Source organism: Nitrospirillum viridazoti CBAmc, from assembly GCF_000730165.1.
GTDB classification, from domain to species: domain Bacteria; phylum Pseudomonadota; class Alphaproteobacteria; order Azospirillales; family Azospirillaceae; genus Nitrospirillum; species Nitrospirillum viridazoti.
This window is the reverse complement of record NZ_CP022112.1, coordinates 1,033,849-1,051,225: the sequence shown is the minus strand read 5'-3', so window position 1 is coordinate 1,051,225 and position 17,377 is coordinate 1,033,849. Positions and strand designations below refer to the sequence as shown.

The window sequence follows — 17,377 nt, the reverse complement described above, 5'->3', positions numbered from 1 at the left end:
GGAAGTATCCATAGAAATGGCGGGGTCAGCGCGCGGCGGCGGACAATTCCGGGGCGCGGATGGGGTCGGCCATGGCCACTACCACCTTGCGGGCGCCGGTGAAGGGCGCGCGGCCGTGGGCCGCCAGCATGTTGTCCAGCATCATCACGTCGCCCGCCTGCCAGGGAAATGACACGGTGCAGGCGTCCAGCACACCCCGGATATGGGCCAGGTCCGCCTCCGCGATGGGGCCGCCATCGGCATGGAAGACGTGGCGGGGCAGGTCCATCTCATCCTCCACTACCGCCAGCAGGGTGTCGCGCACGGCATGGGGCAGGCCGGAGACGTGGAACAGGTGGGCTTGGTTGAACCACACCATCTCCCCAGTCACGGGGTGGCGGGCCACCGCCTGGCAGCTCTGGCGGGTCCGCAGTTCCCCATCCTCCTTCCATTCCCACTCGATGGCGTTGGCGCGGCAGAACCGCTCCACCGCCGCCGGATCGTCGGTGTTGAAGGCGCGCTGCCAGGGCAGGTCCAGGCCGTTGCCGTAGTTGCGCACATACATCAGGCGCCGATGCGCGAAGCGCTGGCGGACATCCGGATCAAGGGCGCGGTAGATGGCACGGCTGTCGGCGATAGGGGTGGCGCCGCCGGTTTCCGACGCCGTCACGCAGTGGAACCAAATCGTGCCCGGCCACTGCAGGGTGTACGACTGCTCGTTATGCAGGGGGATGGACTGGTGCGCCGGGTATTCGGTGGAGGTGTAGACCCCCCGTTCCACCACCGACCGTGGGGTGGAACCGAAGTCGTAATCCAGCAGCGGCCGGCCGAAGGCTTCAACGAAGGCGCGAAACGGGGCGTCACCCTGGATGTCCAGTCCCCGGAACACCAGGCCCCCCACCGTGGGCAGGATCTGGGCCACAACCCTTTTGATGTCGGTGAAGACATCACGCCACGCCGTGCCCTGTACCGCTGGCGTCACCAACAGGGGTAAAGGCGCGTCCGGGTTCCCCAACAGGGGTGTCAGCCGCAAGGACGACACCCCTGTTGTGACGGGCGGAGTGGCGAGAGGAGGAAATGTATCCATTTCAATCCATTCCGTGTGATTGCTTGCTTCCTTGGCATTGGCGCGGATGCCCCGAGTCGACCCGTCAGTCCCGCCGGAGGGACATGTTCAGGCTTATATCTTAGGAATGAGAATCACTTTCAGTTATTGACCGAGGCGGGGATTTCCGTAAAACCAGCGGTGGCCATTGCTATCACCGGTGGTCTTTCCCCAGCGTTCGATGCTGCCCGGCCGGTGTGATCGACCTTTCCCATCGTTGACGTACTGATCGTCCCCGAATGTGGGTAACGCTACCCCAGCCTGAAACGACTTGCAAATAAGAATTAATATCAATATTAAAGAAGTTGTTAGGCAACGATGGGGATCAAACATGAGCTGGGATAGCCCTGACACCCGCTTCCACGTCGTGATCAACGAGGAAGAGCAATATTCCATCTGGCCGGACCACAAGCCGCTGCCTGCCGGCTGGCAGGCCGTTGGCGTCAGTGGCACGCGGGATGAGTGCCTGGCCCACATCGAGACGGTGTGGACGGACATGCGGCCGTTGAGCCTGCGCCGCGCGTTGGAAGCCGCCGGCCGGATGACCTGATCCGGCACCGCCGGGCCCTTACCGGCTAGGCGGCGCTTTCGCACAACTATGGGAGATGCACGATGCCCAGCGACCTTCAGGGCGTGGCGCCATTGACCCTGGCGGGTTTCTGCGGCCAGCCGCCCATCCGCTTACAGGACGATCCCTTGCTGCGCCGGCAGGCGGCGCGGGAATCCAACGCCCGCTCCTACCCCCGCCGCATTCCATTGGCGCTGAGGCAGGCGGGCGGCATCTATGTCCGCGATGGGGCGGGGCAGCTGTACATCGACTGCCTGGCGGGCGCCGGTACCCTGGCGCTGGGCCATAATCATCCCGACGTGGTGGCGGCCCTGCGCGACACCCTGGATTCCGGCCTGCCCCTGCACACGCTCGACCTGACGACGCCGGTCAAGGACCGCTTCGTCGAGGATTTGTTCGCCAGCCTGCCGGCGGACTTCGCCGCCAAGGCGCGCATCCAGTTCTGCGGCCCCACCGGCGCCGACGGCATCGAGGCGGCGCTGAAGCTGACGCGCACCGCCACCGGCCGGCGCGTGGTCCTGGGCTTCTCCGGCGCCTATCACGGCATGACCCAGGGCGCCCTGGCGCTGATGGGCAACCGCGCGCCCAAGGAGCCGCTGGGCACCATGGGCGCCGATGTGCAGATGCTGCCCTACCCCTATGACTACCGCTGTCCCTTCGGCCTGGGCGGGGAGGCGGGGGTGGATGCCGGCCTGTCGCTGATCGAGCAGATCCTGGTCGACCCGGAGTCCGGCGTGCTGCCGCCTGCCGCTGTCGTGGTGGAGGTGGTGCAGGGCGAGGGCGGCGTTATTCCGGCGCCGGTGCGCTGGCTGCAGGGCCTGCGCCGCCTGACGCGGGAGCATGGCGTGGCCCTGGTGGTGGATGAGGTGCAGACTGGCCTGGGCCGCACCGGTCGCCTGTACGCCTTCGAACATGCCGGCATCGAGCCCGACGTGCTGGTGCTGTCCAAGGCCATCGGCGGCGGACTGCCCCTGTCGGTGGTGGTTTACAACCAGGACCTGGACCGCTGGGCCCCTGGCGCCCATGCCGGCACCTTCCGTGGCAACCAACTGGCCATGGCGGCCGGCGTCGAAACCCTGCGCCGCATCCGGGCCGACCGCCTGGACGAGCAGGCCGCCCTGCTGGGCCACCGCCTGACGCAGCATCTGAAAGCCCTACAGATCGACCATGCCTGCCTGGGCGACGTGCGCGGCCTGGGCCTGATGATCGGGGTGGAGATCGTGGACGAACGCCGGCCGCAATTGCGCCTGGGCGCCCGCCCGGCCGACGGCGATTTGGCCAGGACGATCCAGCGGCGCTGCCTGGAACAGGGCCTGATCCTGGAGGTCGGCGGCCGCCACGGCGCCGTCATGCGCTTCCTGCCGCCGCTGATCGTCACCGCCGATGAGGTGGATGAGATTGCCGCCCGCTTCCAGGCAGGCCTGAAGGCGGCGCTGGCCGAGCGGCCGGGCACTGTCCTGGCGGCAGAATAATGCGGCCCCGAGTCGCGATTAAGTCTGATTAGCGAATGGGGTGGGTGCGATGGATGGCTTGGTGAATGAGGTGGAACGGGCGGCACCGCTGTCGCATGCGCAAGAGCGCCTGTGGCTGCTGCAGCGCTTCAACCCCGCCGACACCGCTTATAACCTGACCCGCGCCTTCCGGCTCCGCGGCCCCCTGGACGTCGCGGTGTTGGGGCGGGCCTTGCAGTCGGTCGCCTGGCGCCATGCCATCCTGCGCACCCGCTTCACGGAGGGGGAGGGCGCGCCTGTCCAACTGATCCAGCGCGCCCCCCTCCTGCCGCTGGTGGTGGAGGAAGGCGGCGACCCGGCGGCGCGGGCAATGGCGGCGGCGGCACGACCCTTCGACTTGGCGGCCGCCCCGCCCATCCGCGCCATCCTGGTGCGGGCTGGGCCCGATGATCACACCCTGATCCTGGCCCTGCACCACATCGTTTCCGACGCCGCGTCCAACCCCATCCTGGCCCGTGACCTGATGACCGCCTATCAGGGGGCGATGGCGGATGAGGACAAGGATGCCGCTCGCCTGCTGCCAGCGTTGGATCTGCAATACGCCGACTATGCCACCGCGCAGCGCGGACCGGCGGCGCAGGTACGGATAGCGCGGGCGGTGGATGGGGCCGTGGCATTGTTGGGCGGCCTGCCCCCGGCCCTTGACCTGCCCACGGACCGGCCGCGCCCGGCGGCCTGGTCCGGCCGGGGTGCCCGCCACACCTTCGACCTGCCCGTTCACCTGCTGCCGGTGATCAAGGCCGTGGGTGGGGCGGAGGGCTGCACGCCCTTCACCCTGGTGCTGGCCGCCTGGCAGGCGGTGCTGTCCCGCTGGGGCGGGCAACGGCACTTCGCCGTGGGGGTGCCCTTCGACGGACGTGAGGAGGAGGAGATGGAGGAACTGATCGGCTTCTTCGTCGACACCGCCGTCTTCCCTGCCGACATCGGGGCCGGCCTGACCGGCCGCACCCTATGCCGCCGCCTGCGCGACGCCGCCCGCACCCTGATCGGCAATGGTGCGGCCCCCTTCGACCAGGTGCTGGCCCGGCTGGCGCCACCGCGTGATCCAAGCCGTGCGCCCGTATTCCAGACCATGGTGAACGTGCAGATGGGCGCGCCTGCGGTCGTGCGGCTCGCCGGTTTGGCCATCGAGGCCGTGCCGGTGGCGGAGACGACGGCCAAGGTCGACCTGGCGCTGGAGGTCGCGGTGACCGCCGACGCCATCCATTGCGCCATCGACTACGCCACCGACTTGTTCGATCCGGTCACCATCGCCGCCCTGGCCAGCGCCTTCGGCACGCTTCTGGCTGGGCTGCTCGCCAACCCCGATGCTCCCCTGGACGCGCTGCCCCTGCTGGACTTGGCCGGCCGCGCGCACGAGCTGACTACAGGCAACGACACCGCGCTGGATGTCCATCCGACGGACGATTTGGTGGTTCGGTTCGAGGCGCAAGCCCGCCGTGCGCCCGGCCGCACCGCGCTGGTGTTCGAGGACGCCCCCCTTAGCTACGGCGATCTCAACGCGCGCGCCAACCGCCTGGCCCGCCGCCTGCTGGCGCAGGGCGTGGGGCCGGACATTGTGGTGGGCGTGCGCCTACCTCGGGGGCCGGCCCTGGTGGTGGCGCTGCTGGCCGTGCTGAAGGCCGGCGGCGCCTATTTGCCGCTGGACCCAGACCAGCCCGCCGCCCGCACTGACGCCATCCTGGCCCATGCCGGTCCCCGCTTGGTGCTGGACGACGTGCCGGATCAGGACGGTGACGACAGCGACCTGGGTTTGTCCGTCCATCCCCGGCAACTGGCCTATCGCCTCTACACCTCCGGCTCCACCGGTGTGCCCAAGGGGGTGGAGATCGACCGGCAGGCCATTTCCAGCCTGCTGCGCGCCATGGCGTTACCCGTCGCGGCGGGGCCGGACGACAGGCTGTTGGCCGTGACCACCGTGGGCTTCGACATCGCCGGACTGGAGCTGTTCCTGCCCCTGACCGCCGGCGGCACCATCGTGCTGGCCAGCCGGGCGCAGGCGCTGGATCCGGCCGCGCTGGACGGCCTGATCCGGGACCAGGGTGTCACATGCATGCAGGCGACGCCCGCCACCTGGCGCATGATGCTGGATGCCACGGACAGCCGTTGGCCGGGCTTGCGCGCCCTGTGCGGGGGGGAGGCGTTGCGCGGCGACCTGGCCCGCCGCCTGCTGGACCGGGGCGTGCGCCTGTGGAACGTCTACGGTCCCACCGAGACCACCGTCTGGTCCGCCGCCCATGCGGTGACGCCGGCCGATGGCGATGCCCCGGCCGTGGCCATCGGCGGCGCCATCGCCAACAACCGCCTGTTCATCCTGGACGACAGGCTGGAGCCCATGCCCCCCGGTGCTGTGGGTGACCTGTGGATCGGCGGCATCGGTTTGGCGCGCGGCTATGCCGGCCAGCCAGCGGTGACGGCGGCGGCTTTCGCTCCCAATCCCTTCCCCGACGCGGGCTTTCCCGGCGGGGGCGCCGGCAGCCGTATCTACCGCACCGGCGACCGCGCCCGCCGCCGGCCTGACGGCGCCATCGAATTCCTGGGCCGCGCCGACCATCAGCTGAAGGTCCGCGGTTTCCGTATCGAGGCGGCGGAGGTTGAGGGCGCGCTGGAAGCCCATGCCTTCGTGCGCCAGGCGGCCGTCACCGCCCACGTGCCGGCGGATGGGGAGGCTATCCTATGTGCCTATCTGGTGGCCGATGGGGAACTGCCCGACCTGCGCCCCTTCCTGGCCGCCCGCCTGCCGGCCTACATGGTGCCCACCGCCTATGTCCGGTTGGACCGCTTGCCGCTCAGCGCCAGCGGCAAGCTGGACCGGCGCGCCTTGCCGCCGCCGGATGCCATCCCTCCGTCCACCGCCGCCGACACGGCTCCCCTGAGGGGCACGGCCGCCGCCTTGGCGGCCCTGTGGGCGGAGGTATTGGACCGGCCGGTCACGCGCCTGGATGCCGACTTCTTCCTGCTGGGTGGCCATTCGCTGCGTCTGGTGCGGCTGCAGACCCGCATCCGCGCCGCCTTCGGGCGCGAAATTCCCCTGGCCGACTTGTTCCAGGTTCCGACCCTGAGCGCCATGACAGCCCGCATCGATGCCCTGGGAGCGGTGGATGAGGCCGAAGACATCGCCTTCATGGCCAACCTTCTGGATACGCTATGAAATTGCTGTCCACCCTGATGCGGCGTTTCGGCGCGCGCCTGCCGCTGGCCCTGTGCCTGGGCGCCGTCGGCGCCGTGGCCGGCCTGGCGGTCATTGCCCTGGTCAACCGCCTGATCGCCGGCACATTGGCTGCCAACGCCGCCACCTTCGCCGGCCTGGGCCTGGCCTTGGTCCTGGTGTTCGGCTGCGGCTTCGCCTCCCAGTCCGTGCTCACGGCGCTGGGCCACCGCGTGGTGCGCGACATGCGCACCACCACGGTGAAGCGCCTGCTGGACACCGACATCGACCGGCTGGAGGGCATCGGCGCGCCGGCGCTCTACGCCACCCTGACCAAGGACATCACGGCGGTGGGCCAGGCCTTCAACCGCCTGCCTTTCATCTTCTACAACGGCATCCTGCTGGGCGGCGGCTTCGCTTACCTGGCTTGGCTGTCGTGGCAGCTGTTCCTGATGAGCGCCGTGGTCCTGGGTTTGGCGGTGGCCTGCGCCCAGGGCTGGGTCTTCGCCATGCGTCGCCTGATGATGGAGGTGCGCGCCACGGACGACCGGCTGTTCGCCGGCTATCGGGGCGCCATCGAGGGGCGGGCCGAGTTGGCGTTGAACGCCGCCCGGCGCGCCGTCTTCCACCGCCTGGACGTGGAGGCGGCGGCCGAGCATGCCCGTGCCACCGAAACCCACGCCGACCGCTATTGGGTGCTGAGCCTCAGCTGGACGTCGCTGGTCATCCTGGGGCTGATCGTAGGCCTGTTCATCGTGGGCACCCACCTGGGCCTGGCGCGGGAACAGGTGGCGGGCTTCGTCCTGGTGCTGCTGTTCCTGCGCATGCCGCTGAACGACCTGGTGGGCACGCTGCCCATCCTGATGGCGGGTGGTGTGGCGCTGGCCAAGGTGGAAAGCCTGAACCTGGCGCCTTACCGCGCCGGTTTCGACGTGCCTGGCGGCCTCATCCTGGTGACGGCCGCCCCTGCCGGCGCCACCGCCGTGCCGCCGCCCCTGTTCGACCTGTCGGGCGTCACCTACGACCACCCGGGCCAGGATGGTGAAGCGGGTTTCCACCTGGGCCCCGTTGACCTGTCCGTGCCGGTGGGGGAGACGCTGTTCATCGTCGGGGGCAACGGCGGCGGCAAGTCCACACTGCTGGCCTTGCTGGCGGGCCTGCGCCGTCCGGTCGGTGGCCATCTGCGCCTGGGCGGGGTGGAGGTGACGGACGACTTGCGCGGCTGGCACCGTGAACAAATCAGCGCCGTGCTATCTCCGGCCTATGTCTTCGAGCACCTGGTGGGGCCGGACGGCCGGCTGGACCAGGATCTGGCCCAGGATTTCCTGCGTCGTCTGCGCATGGACCATAAGGTCACCATCGCCGAGGACCGTTTTTCCGACACCCGCTTCTCCCAAGGGCAGCGCAAGCGCCTGGCGCTGCTGTCAGCCGTGGTGGAGCGGCGGCCCATCCTGCTGCTGGACGAGTGGGCTGCCGATCAGGACCCGGCCTTTCGCCGCTATTTCTATGAGGAGCTGCTGCCCGAGCTGAAGCGGGGCGGCCGCACCATCATCGCCGTCAGCCATGACGATCGCTTCTTTCACCTGGCCGACAGGGTGCTGCGCTGCGATGCCGGCGTGCTGACCCCCTGGCAGGTCCCGCCGGCCGACGCCGGCCCCGCCCATTCCTTGGGCCCCACCTTCAACGACGGGGCGCCGCGCGCGTCGGCGCCGCCGGGAGGGCGACAGCAATGACAGGCGATACCCAGAACCGTTCCGCCGAGACCATTCCCTATCTGTCCGGCGCCGCGCCGCGCTGCCTGTGGGAAGGCGACACCCTGGTCGTGAAGGTGGGTGGCACCGTCCACCAGCGCTGGGTGCTGGAACGGACGGACGGCGAACCCGTCCTGGTCTTCATGCACGATGTGGGCGGGACCGGTTCCCGCACCGTGCCGGCGCTGGCCGCCCTGGACGGCGCCCTGACCCGGACCGGCGATCCGGCGGTCCTGCGCGTATCGCTGCCGGCTGACCTGCGCGCTGCATTGGAGGCGGAGGGCGTCCTGGCCGTGGCGGCAGGCGGCGTGGTCCGGGTGCTGGCCGCCGCCCTGTACCAGAAGCCGGACCTGTGGCTGCGCGGGCCCGGCGGCAGCCGGCATCCCCAGATCCACACGCTCAGCCACGGGCGCTACCACCCGTGCCGGCCGGCCAAGGCGCCGGGCGTCCTCTACGAACGCCGCATCCCCTGGCTGGACCGCGCCCTGTCCTTCCGCCTGGTCGACATGGACCGCGATCTTACCCGGTTCCACACCTGGATGAACGACCCGCGCGTGGCCGCCTTCTGGCAGGAGGAAGGCGATGTCGCCCAGCACCGGGCTTATCTGGAAAACCAGCTGGAAGACCCGCACACCCTGCCGCTGATCGCCAGCTTGGACGGCGAGGCCTTCGGCTATTTCGAGGTGTACTGGGCCAAGGAAAACCGCATCGGTGCCTTCTACGACGCCCAGGACTACGACCGAGGTTGGCACGTCCTGATCGGCGACGAAAATATCCGGGGCAAAGCCTATGTCAGCGCCTGGCTGCCGTCCTTGGTTCACTTCATGTTCCTGGACGACGTGCGCACCCAGCGCATCGTGGGTGAACCCCGGGCCGACCATCATCAGCAGATCCGGAACCTGGACCGTTCCGGCTTCGCCAAGGTCAAGGAATTCAACTTTCCCCACAAGCGCGCCCTGCTGGTGATGCTGCTGCGCGAGCGCTTCTTCGATGACCGGTTGTGGCTGCCCCGCGCGGACCCGGCCCCCAAGGCGGGGGCCTGAGCCATGGGCGCCACCGTCAGCCTGAACGAGGCGTCCCGCCCGCTGGACGTGCTGGGCATCGGCTTCGGCCCCTCCAACCTGGCGCTGGCCATCGCGTTGCGTGAGGCGGGGCGCGAAGGCGGGCCGGATCTCGCCTGCCGCTTCTTGGAACGCCAGGACGGTTTCGTCTGGCACGGCAACATGCTGCTGGACGGCAGCCGCATGCAGATCTCGTTCTTGAAGGACCTGGTCTCCATGCGGGACCCCACCAGTCCCTACAGCTTCCTCAATTACCTGCACGTCCACGGCCGGCTGCACGACTTCATCAACCTGCGGACCTTCTATCCCACCCGGCGGGAGTTCAACGACTACCTGGCCTGGGTGGCCGGCCATTTCAGCGACCGCTGCGACTATGGCGAGGAGGTGGTGGCGCTGGAACCCGACGTGCAGGACGGCCGGGTCCATCGTCTGCGGGTGCGCGCTCGCAACCGGGCGGGGCGGGAACGGGCCTGGCTGGCGCGCAACGTCGTCATCGGCGTGGGCGCGACACCGCGCATCCCCGACGCCTTCACCGGCGCCTTGACGGATGCTCGCGTCATCCATTCCAGCACCTATCTGGCGGCGACGGAAACCCTGGCGCGCGCGGGCCGCGTGGCGGTCATCGGCTTCGGCCAGAGCGCCGCGGAGATCTTCCTGGACCTGCACGCCCGGGGCGTGGCGGTGGACCTCATCGCCCGGTCGCCCGCCATGCGACCGGCGGACAGCAGCCCCTTCGTGAACCAGATCTTCGACCCCGCCTATACCGACTACCACTACCACCGGCCGGCAGGGGAACGGGACCACATCCTGCGGGAATTCCAGAACACCAACTATGCCGTCGTCGACCCCGAGCTGATCGAGACGGTCTACGACCTGTTCTACCAGCAGAAGGTGGAGCGGGTGGACCGGCACCGCCTGCTGCCAGGGCATGAGGTGCGCGAAGTACGCCTGATCAGCGGGGCGGATGGCGTGCAGCTGGACCTTCTGTCCCTGGATGATGGCGAGCGGCGTATCCGCCGCTATGGCGGCGTGGTCCTGGCCACCGGATATCACCGCCAGCAGCACCATCGCCTGCTGGAACCGCTGACGCCCTGGCTGGCGGGGGCCTGGCAGACGGGGGAGGGGGTGCGGCGCGACTACCGCCTGGCCACCACCGACGCCTGCACGGCCGGCGTCTTCCTTCAGGGTTGCTGCGAACCGACGCACGGCCTCAGCGACACCCTGCTTTCCGTCCTGCCCATCCGGGCGCGGGAGATCACGGCGGCCTTGGCCGCCCCCTATTCCGGCGCGGGGGCGCCGGAGCGCCGAACCGCGGCGCACGCCTTCTGAAAACTGGAGACATCAGGAAATGAACAAGGTCGGGAATCCGGCGCGTCTGTGGGGACTCATGGGGACCGTGGCGATGATCGCCCTGCTGCCCGCGGCGGGATGGGCGGCACCCGGCGACGCGGCGCCGGACGGCGCCGTCGCCGAGAGCGACACCGCCACCACGGTGATCGTGACAGCGGACCGGGAGAAGGACAGGACCGTCACGGCCAAGCTGCCCATGACGCCGCATGAACTGCCGCAGTCGCTGTCCGTCCTGGGGGCGGAGCAGTTGCAGGAGCAGAAGCTGGTCACCCTGGATGATGCGCTGCGCCAGACCCCGGGCGTGATCGTGGAGCCCATCGACGGCAACCGCGTGAATTTCTATTCGCGCGGGTTCGAGATCACCAATCTGCAGTTCGACGGCATTCCCACCACCATGGATGACCGCATCTTCTCGCCGCCCGACTTGGTGGTATTCGATAAGGTGGAGGTGCTGAAGGGCCCGGCGGGCTTGCTGGCCGGCTTCGGCGGCCCAGGCGGCGCCATTAACCTGGTGCGGAAGGTGCCGCTCAGCACCACGGCAGGCTATGCCAACCTGACCGTCGGCTCGTGGGATAACTATCGGCTTGAGGGGGACTTCACCAGCCCGCTGAATTCGTCCGGCACCGTGCGCGGCCGCCTGGTCGGAACCTTCCAGGAGCGGGACACCTTCCAGGACTGGACGCACCAGAAGCGCCTGCTAGGCTATGGCACCGTGGGCGCCGACCTGACGCCCGACACCACGGCCACTGTCGGCGTCTACCGGCAGGAGAACGACTACAAGGGCGGCTGGAACCTGCCAGGCCGGGTCAATGTGGTGGGCGGCAAATATGTGCTGAGCCTGCTGGATGTGCCGCGCTCCACCTCGCTGGGGGAGAAGTGGAACGAAGACGAGTTCACCACCACCGGCGCCTTCGCCAATGTGGAACATCGCTTCGGCGATGGCTGGCACGTCAACCTTGGCACGCAGTACCTGGACAACGTGATGGACCGGGTCATGGCCTACGCCTACACCCCGGTGGTCGTGGGCCAGAACACCACCACCCTGTACGCCCAGAAGGTGCGCTATGACCAGTCGCAGGCCGGCACCGACCTGTCCGCCTCCGGCCCCTTTACCCTGTTCGGCCAAGTGCATGAGGCGGTGATCGGCGCCAGCTATGAACGGACGGAGTTCCGTGCCCGATCGGCCAACGGCTACAACGCCAACGGCAGCACCTGGGCGTCCACCGTCAACGTCTACGCTCCCGTGGCGACGGCGGCGGAGCCGGTGTGGGCCCCCTGGCAGCGGGACAACACCACCCTGACCCAGACCTACAGCACCTATGGCGCGGTGCGGCTGCGCCTGCTGGATCCCTTGCGCCTGATCGCCGGCGTGCGCGCCACCTGGTGGGACACGGCGGTCACCACCGTCATTCCGGCCAAGACCCCGCGCAGCACCGCCTCCATCGATGGCAAGGTCACGCCCAACGCCGGCCTGGTCTATGAGGTGAACCCGGCCGTGGCGCTATACACCAGCGTCACCCAGGTCTTCCAGCCGCAGTCCTACACGGACGCCAGCGGCAAGGTGCTGAAACCCCTCCAGGGCATGCAGTACGAGGTCGGCACCAAGGTGGATTTCCTCGACGGTCGCCTGCACAGCAGTCTGGCCCTGTTCCATGTCGATGAGGAAAACCGGGCCCAGGCCGACACGCGCTATCCCAACCAGTCCATCTATCTGGCCCAGGGCAAGGCGCAGAGCGAGGGGGTGGAGCTGGACCTGACGGGCGAGGTGCTGCCCGGCTGGACCGTCACCGCCGGCTATGCCTATACCTTCGCGGAGAACCTGGACAACAGCGTCTCGGACAGCAGCGCCTTCAGTGCCATCGCGCCCAAGCATTCCTTCAAGCTGTGGACCAATTACCGGCTGCCGGAAAGCCTGGACAAGCGCTGGACCATCGGCGGCGGCGCCACGGTGCAGTCGTCCATGTCCAACACCTTCCCCACCCTGGGCAACGCCGTGCTGACCCAGGGCGGCTACGCCGTGTTCGACGCCCGCGTCGGCTTTGACGTGACGGAAAAGATCAGTGTCGCCGCCAACCTGAAGAACCTGTTCGACCGCACCTACTATCAGCGTGTGAGCACCCCGCAGTCCGGCAACATCTATGGTGAACCCCGGTCCGTGCTGGTGACCCTGCAGGCCAAGCTGTGACGGCGCCAGTGTCCCCACCTGCGCCTTCACCGCGGACCCGGCCCCCCAAACGGGGGGCCGGTGCTCCGCCGCAGGGGCGGTGGCGCATCCTGGGCCGGGTGTTGGCCGCTATCGTCGGCACCTATGCCATGGCCTGGGGCTTCGGCGCCCTAGGGGCTGTGGTTGGCGCGCGGCTGGGCATGGCCCCGGCGGAATCCTCCGCCCTGTTCGGCCTGCTGGCGCTATTGGTCATGCCCGTCATCGCCCTGTGGGCGTTGGCGGCGGGCCGTGTCGGCCGGGTCTGGGCCGTGTTGGCGGTGGGGACCGTGGTCCAGATCGCGCTGGCCTACCTGATACGGGGCCTGGTCCCGGGGAGTGGAGCTTGAGCAAGGCTTTGCGCGCGGCCCTGCTGTGGCCTCACACCTGGATGGGCGTGACCCTGGGCGGGCTGCTGATCGTCATCTTCTTCATGGGATCGCTGACCGTCTTCATGCCGGAGATCGACCGGTGGATGATGCCGGCCACCCGCGTGGCCGTGCCGCAGACGCCGGTATCGCTGGACGCCGTCGCCCGGCCGCTGCTGGAACAACTGACCGCTCAGCGCGCGACCGGGGGCGCCACGGTGCGCGACTGGCTGGTGGAAATGCCGGACGCCCGCACCCCCGTCCTGCAATTGCGCGTCCGCACCAGCGCCGGCGGCGCCGGCATGATGGCGACCACAACGGGCCGGCGCCTGCCACCGCCCGGCACGCTGGGCGCGTCCTCCTTCTTCTATCCGCTGCACTATTGCCTGCTGCTGCGGCCTGGTTTCGTCGGCTATTGGATCGTGGCTCTGGCGGCGGTGGCGATGATGGCGGGGCTGGTGTCCGGCGTGATCATTCATGCCCGCCTTTTCCAGGACTTCTTCACCTTCCGCCCCCGGGCCCATCCGCAACGGTTGCTGCTGGACCTGCACAACCTCATGGGCGTGCTGGCCTTGCCCTTCCACCTGATGATCACCTTCAGCGGCATCGCCATTATCCTCCCCGTGGTCTTTCCCGCCGGCACCACGCTGCTGTACGGCGGCGACATGAACCGTTTCTACGCCGACGCGATCGGCAACTACGACCGGCCGGCCGTGGGTGTCGCGGCCCCGCTGTTGCCGCTGGATCCGCTGGTGGAGCAGGCCCGTCGGCTGTGGTCGGCGGAGATCGGCAAAGACGTAGCGGTGGCGCAGGTCGGCGTCGTCCATCCCGGCGATGCCGGCGCCTATGTCCGCATCACCCGCGTCAACGACGACCGGGTGACCCTGCACAACGACCCGCTCTACTTCGATGGGATCACCGGCGTCCTGCTGGCCCGGGGGCTGCCAGGGCCAGTGGTGGGGGCGCAGCGCGTCATCGCCGGGCTGCATGAGGTCCGGTTCGACCATTGGACCCTGCGTTGGCTTTACTTTCTGCAAGGGCTGGGGGGCAGCGTGCTGATCGCCACCGGCCTGCTGTATTGGCTGGAGAAGCGGCGGGCCCGGCATGGGGGCCGAGGGTGGCGGGTGGTCGCGGCCACGGCCTGCGCCACCACCACCGGGGTTGTCATCGCCACCCTGGCCATGCTGGTGGCCAACCGCCTGCTGCCGGCGGCACTGCCCAGCCGTGAGCTGGCGGAGGTGGCGGTGTTCTTTCTGAGCTGGATCGGTACGGCCCTGCACGCCGGCCTGCACCTGCGTTGGCAGCTGGCACCACCCTGGCGAACCCAGGCGATCCTGGTGGGCGGCCTGGCGCTGACGGCCATGGTCGCCAACTGGATCACCACCGGTGATCACCCCTTCCATGCCTGGGCGGCCGGCCATGGCGCCGTGCTGGGCGTGGATGCCGGCTTGGCGGCGACGGCCCTGACGGCCTTCTTAGCCGCATGGCGGCTGGCACGGCGAGTACGGACGCGCCAAGGCAAGGCATGGGGCCCCGATCGCCTGGCGGTCGTCTCGACGGGGGTGGAAAATGGCTGACGCGCTGGAGGTCGGCGTTTTCGCCTTGGCCACCCTGGGCATGGCCTCGGCGGCATTGGGCCTGGACCGCCATTGGCGCGATCTTGTCGGACCGCGTTGGGCTGCCAGCCCCCGCTGGACCAAGACCCTACGTTTGATTGGCGTTGCTTGCTGGGGCGGTGTGTTCATCCTGGCGGTACGGGAAGAAGGGGCAGGCATTGGTACCTTGCTCGGAATCACGGCTCTAACCGTCGGCGCCTCCACCGTCGCCCTTACGCTTGCGATCTTGTCCATGCGGAAGCCGCGCCGACCTGTCCGGCGGGCGGCGGAGGCGCCGAAAGGAATGGCTTCCGGGTGTGACGAATAAAGGCTGAACCAGCTAGCATTGGGAGACCCTGCGCCCATCAGCCTCGCACCAGCCCCGCATCGGGATGCACAGCAGTCGTTCCACCTTCGCCACCGGCTAGGAGCGGTCGTGGGACGGCCGATTGTGGGACGGCCGATTATTGAATAGCAGCATTATCTATCACCTGCTCACCAATCGGGTGGATGTGGCCCCAACCTGACGAGGACATGTGCCAAGTACGGCTTTACCAAACTTGGTAAGAATTTTTGCCGAATCTTCCCGTCGGCTTTGCGCAATGTTCTAGTGGAATGCCCTATAGAGAAGTTCATATTTGAGGGTGAGAATGGGCTTATTGTTAAGTAAAAATTCCCATATTTAAAGTAAATGACACCATACAAAGTACTATAGACCAACAAAATCCTTACGGTTCTTAATGGCCTCGTCACCAGCCGCGATAACAAGGCTGGCTTGCTGAACAGCAGGGAGGTCACGAAACATGAAGAAGCTTCGCGCTACCACGTCGCTGACTGCCATTCTCTCGGTAATGATGCTGGCGTGTGTGGGGGTGGCCAAGGCCAACGACACGTTGGACAAGATGTCCAATGATGACTCCAACTGGGTGATGCCGGGCAAGGACTATCACTCCGACAACTACAGCAAGCTCAACCAGATCAACACTGACAACGTCAAGAACCTGAAGGCGGCTTGGACGTTTTCCACCGGCCTACTGAACGGCCATGAGGGCGCGCCCCTGGTCGTCGACGGGGTGATGTACGTCCACACCTCCTTCCCCAACGTGACCTTCGCGTTGGGCCTGGACGATCCCGGCAAAATCCTGTGGCAGGACAAGCCCAAGCAGAACCCGGCGGCCCGCTCCGTCGCCTGCTGCGACATCGTCAACCGCGGCCTGGCCTACTGGCCGGGTGACAGCAAGACACCACCCCTGATCCTGAAGACCCTGCTGGACGGCCACATTGTGGCGCTGAACGCCAAGACGGGCGAGACGGTGTGGAAGATGGAGAATTCCGACATCAAGGTCGGCTCCACCCTGACCATCGCGCCCTATGTGGTGAAGGACAAGGTCATCGTCGGATCGTCGGGCGCCGAGCTGGGTGTGCGCGGCTATGTCACCGCCTACGACGTCCACACGGGCGAGCAGGTGTGGCGCGCCTACGCCACCGGCTCCGACAAGGACATGCTGCTGGCGTCCGACTTCAACATCAAGAACCCGCACTACGGCCAGAAGGGCTTGGGCCTGTCCACCTGGGAGGGCGACGCCTGGAAGATCGGCGGTGGCACCAACTGGGGCTGGTACGCCTTCGACCCCAAGACCAACCTCATATACTTCGGTACCGGCAACCCGGCCCCGTGGAATGAGACCATGCGCCCCGGCGACAACAAATGGACGATGACCATCTTCGGTCGCGACGTTGACACCGGCCAGGCCAAGTTCGGCTACCAGAAGACGCCGCATGACGAATGGGACTACGCCGGTGTCAACGTCATGATGCTGTCGGAGCAGAAGGACAAGGACGGCAAGGTGCGCAGCCTGCTGACGCATCCCGACCGCAACGGCATCGTCTACACCCTGGACCGCACCAACGGCGACCTGGTCTCCGCCAACAAGATCGACGACACGGTCAACGTCTTCAAAACGGTGGACCTGAAGTCCGGCGTGCCGGTGCGCGACCCCGAATACGGCACGCGCATGGACCACCAGGGCAAGGATATCTGCCCGTCGGCCATGGGCTATCACAACCAGGGCCACGACAGCTACGACCCCAACAAGCAGCTGTTCTTCATGGGGATCAACCACATCTGCATGGACTGGGAGCCCTTCATGCTGCCCTATCGCGCCGGGCAGTTCTTCGTGGGCGCCACCCTGAACATGTATCCGGGCCCCAAGGGCGATCGGCAGAACTATGAAGGCCTGGGCCAGATCAAGGCCTACAACGCCATCTCCGGTCAGTTCAAATGGGAGAAGATGGAACGGTTCGCCGTCTGGGGCGGTACCATGGCCACCGCCGGCAACCTGGTCTTCTACGGAACGCTGGACGGCTTCATCAAAGCGCGCAACAGCGACACGGGCGAATTGCTGTGGAAGTTCAAGCTGCCGTCCGGCGCCATCGGCTATCCCATCACCTATACCCACGGCGGCACGCAATACATCGCCATCTACTACGGCGTGGGCGGCTGGCCGGGTGTGGGCCTGGTGTTCGATCTGCAGGACCCGACCGCCGGCCTGGGCGCCGTCGGCGCCTTCAAGAAGCTGGCCAACTACACCCAGATGGGTGGTGGCGTCATGGTCTTCTCGCTGAACGGCAAGAGCCCCTACGACGACGTGAACGTGGGTGAATACCAGGGCGGGAAGTAGTCCCCGCCCAACCTTCCCGCGCCGGCCGCCACCTTTCCCCCAAAGGATGGCGGCCGGCCG

12 protein-coding genes are annotated in these 17,377 nt (G+C 67.7%); 11 read left to right on the top strand and 1 reads right to left on the bottom strand.

Features of this window, described 5'->3' with window-relative positions; all coding sequences use genetic code 11:
- Positions 1 to 25: 25 nt before the first annotated feature.
- On the bottom strand, positions 26 to 1,012 hold the full coding sequence (locus Y958_RS26315; RefSeq protein WP_244909612.1) for a TauD/TfdA family dioxygenase: 987 nt from the start codon (positions 1,010 to 1,012) through the stop codon (positions 26 to 28).
- Positions 1,013 to 1,415: 403 nt separating this feature from the next.
- Here Y958_RS26315 and Y958_RS26310 point away from each other — a divergent pair, with 403 nt between their 5' ends.
- From Y958_RS26310 to Y958_RS26260, 11 genes are all read left to right on the top strand, one after another.
- Entirely contained in the window at positions 1,416 to 1,634 is a 219-nt protein-coding gene (locus Y958_RS26310) for an MbtH family protein (RefSeq protein WP_088874829.1), read from the top strand.
- Positions 1,635 to 1,696: 62 nt separating this feature from the next.
- A complete protein-coding gene (locus tag Y958_RS26305) occupies positions 1,697 to 3,124 on the top strand; it encodes a diaminobutyrate--2-oxoglutarate transaminase (RefSeq protein WP_088874828.1) in 1,428 nt (475 codons plus the stop codon).
- Between the two features lie 49 nt (positions 3,125 to 3,173).
- Positions 3,174 to 6,314, top strand: coding sequence for a non-ribosomal peptide synthetase (locus tag Y958_RS26300; RefSeq protein ID WP_088874827.1), 3,141 nt, complete (start codon positions 3,174 to 3,176; stop codon positions 6,312 to 6,314).
- Complete coding sequence (locus Y958_RS26295) at positions 6,311 to 8,044, top strand: cyclic peptide export ABC transporter (RefSeq protein WP_088874826.1); 1,734 nt, start codon at positions 6,311 to 6,313, stop codon at positions 8,042 to 8,044. The genes Y958_RS26300 and Y958_RS26295 overlap by 4 nt, the downstream gene beginning before the upstream one ends.
- Entirely contained in the window at positions 8,041 to 9,105 is a 1,065-nt protein-coding gene (locus Y958_RS26290; RefSeq protein WP_244909611.1) for a GNAT family N-acetyltransferase, read from the top strand. The genes Y958_RS26295 and Y958_RS26290 overlap by 4 nt, the downstream gene beginning before the upstream one ends.
- A gap of 3 nt (positions 9,106 to 9,108) precedes the next feature.
- The gene (locus Y958_RS26285; RefSeq protein ID WP_088874825.1) at positions 9,109 to 10,452 is read left to right on the top strand and encodes a lysine N(6)-hydroxylase/L-ornithine N(5)-oxygenase family protein; all 1,344 of its coding nucleotides are present in this window, start codon (positions 9,109 to 9,111) and stop codon (positions 10,450 to 10,452) included.
- 19 nt (positions 10,453 to 10,471) lie between these two features.
- The gene (locus tag Y958_RS26280) at positions 10,472 to 12,658 is read left to right on the top strand and encodes a TonB-dependent siderophore receptor (RefSeq protein WP_088874824.1); all 2,187 of its coding nucleotides are present in this window, start codon (positions 10,472 to 10,474) and stop codon (positions 12,656 to 12,658) included.
- Positions 12,659 to 12,759: 101 nt separating this feature from the next.
- On the top strand, positions 12,760 to 13,023 hold the full coding sequence (locus tag Y958_RS26275) for an iron uptake protein (protein WP_088874823.1): 264 nt from the start codon (positions 12,760 to 12,762) through the stop codon (positions 13,021 to 13,023).
- Positions 13,020 to 14,618 (top strand): PepSY-associated TM helix domain-containing protein, encoded by a 1,599-nt coding sequence (locus Y958_RS26270; RefSeq protein ID WP_088874822.1) that lies wholly within the window; start codon positions 13,020 to 13,022, stop codon positions 14,616 to 14,618. Before Y958_RS26275 ends, Y958_RS26270 begins: the two co-directional genes overlap by 4 nt.
- Positions 14,611 to 14,964 (top strand): DUF3325 domain-containing protein, encoded by a 354-nt coding sequence (locus tag Y958_RS26265; protein ID WP_088874821.1) that lies wholly within the window; start codon positions 14,611 to 14,613, stop codon positions 14,962 to 14,964. The genes Y958_RS26270 and Y958_RS26265 overlap by 8 nt, the downstream gene beginning before the upstream one ends.
- Positions 14,965 to 15,439: 475 nt before the next feature.
- Positions 15,440 to 17,317 (top strand): methanol/ethanol family PQQ-dependent dehydrogenase, encoded by a 1,878-nt coding sequence (locus Y958_RS26260; RefSeq protein ID WP_088874820.1) that lies wholly within the window; start codon positions 15,440 to 15,442, stop codon positions 17,315 to 17,317.
- Positions 17,318 to 17,377: the final 60 nt, after the last annotated feature.

Excerpts from the sequence above, each read along its gene's own strand:
- Y958_RS26265 (WP_088874821.1), top strand. The coding sequence starts at position 14,611 with ATGGCTGACGCGCTGGAGGTCGGCGTTTTCGCCTTGGCCACCCTGGGC.
- Y958_RS26260 (WP_088874820.1), top strand. The coding sequence starts at position 15,440 with ATGAAGAAGCTTCGCGCTACCACGTCGCTGACTGCCATTCTCTCGGTA.
- Y958_RS26305 (WP_088874828.1), top strand. The coding sequence starts at position 1,697 with ATGCCCAGCGACCTTCAGGGCGTGGCGCCATTGACCCTGGCGGGTTTC.
- Y958_RS26295 (WP_088874826.1), top strand. The coding sequence starts at position 6,311 with ATGAAATTGCTGTCCACCCTGATGCGGCGTTTCGGCGCGCGCCTGCCG.
- Y958_RS26290 (WP_244909611.1), top strand. The coding sequence starts at position 8,041 with ATGACAGGCGATACCCAGAACCGTTCCGCCGAGACCATTCCCTATCTG.
- Y958_RS26310 (WP_088874829.1), top strand. The coding sequence starts at position 1,416 with ATGAGCTGGGATAGCCCTGACACCCGCTTCCACGTCGTGATCAACGAG.
- Y958_RS26300 (WP_088874827.1), top strand. The coding sequence starts at position 3,174 with ATGGATGGCTTGGTGAATGAGGTGGAACGGGCGGCACCGCTGTCGCAT.
- Y958_RS26280 (WP_088874824.1), top strand. The coding sequence starts at position 10,472 with ATGAACAAGGTCGGGAATCCGGCGCGTCTGTGGGGACTCATGGGGACC.
- Y958_RS26285 (WP_088874825.1), top strand. The coding sequence starts at position 9,109 with ATGGGCGCCACCGTCAGCCTGAACGAGGCGTCCCGCCCGCTGGACGTG.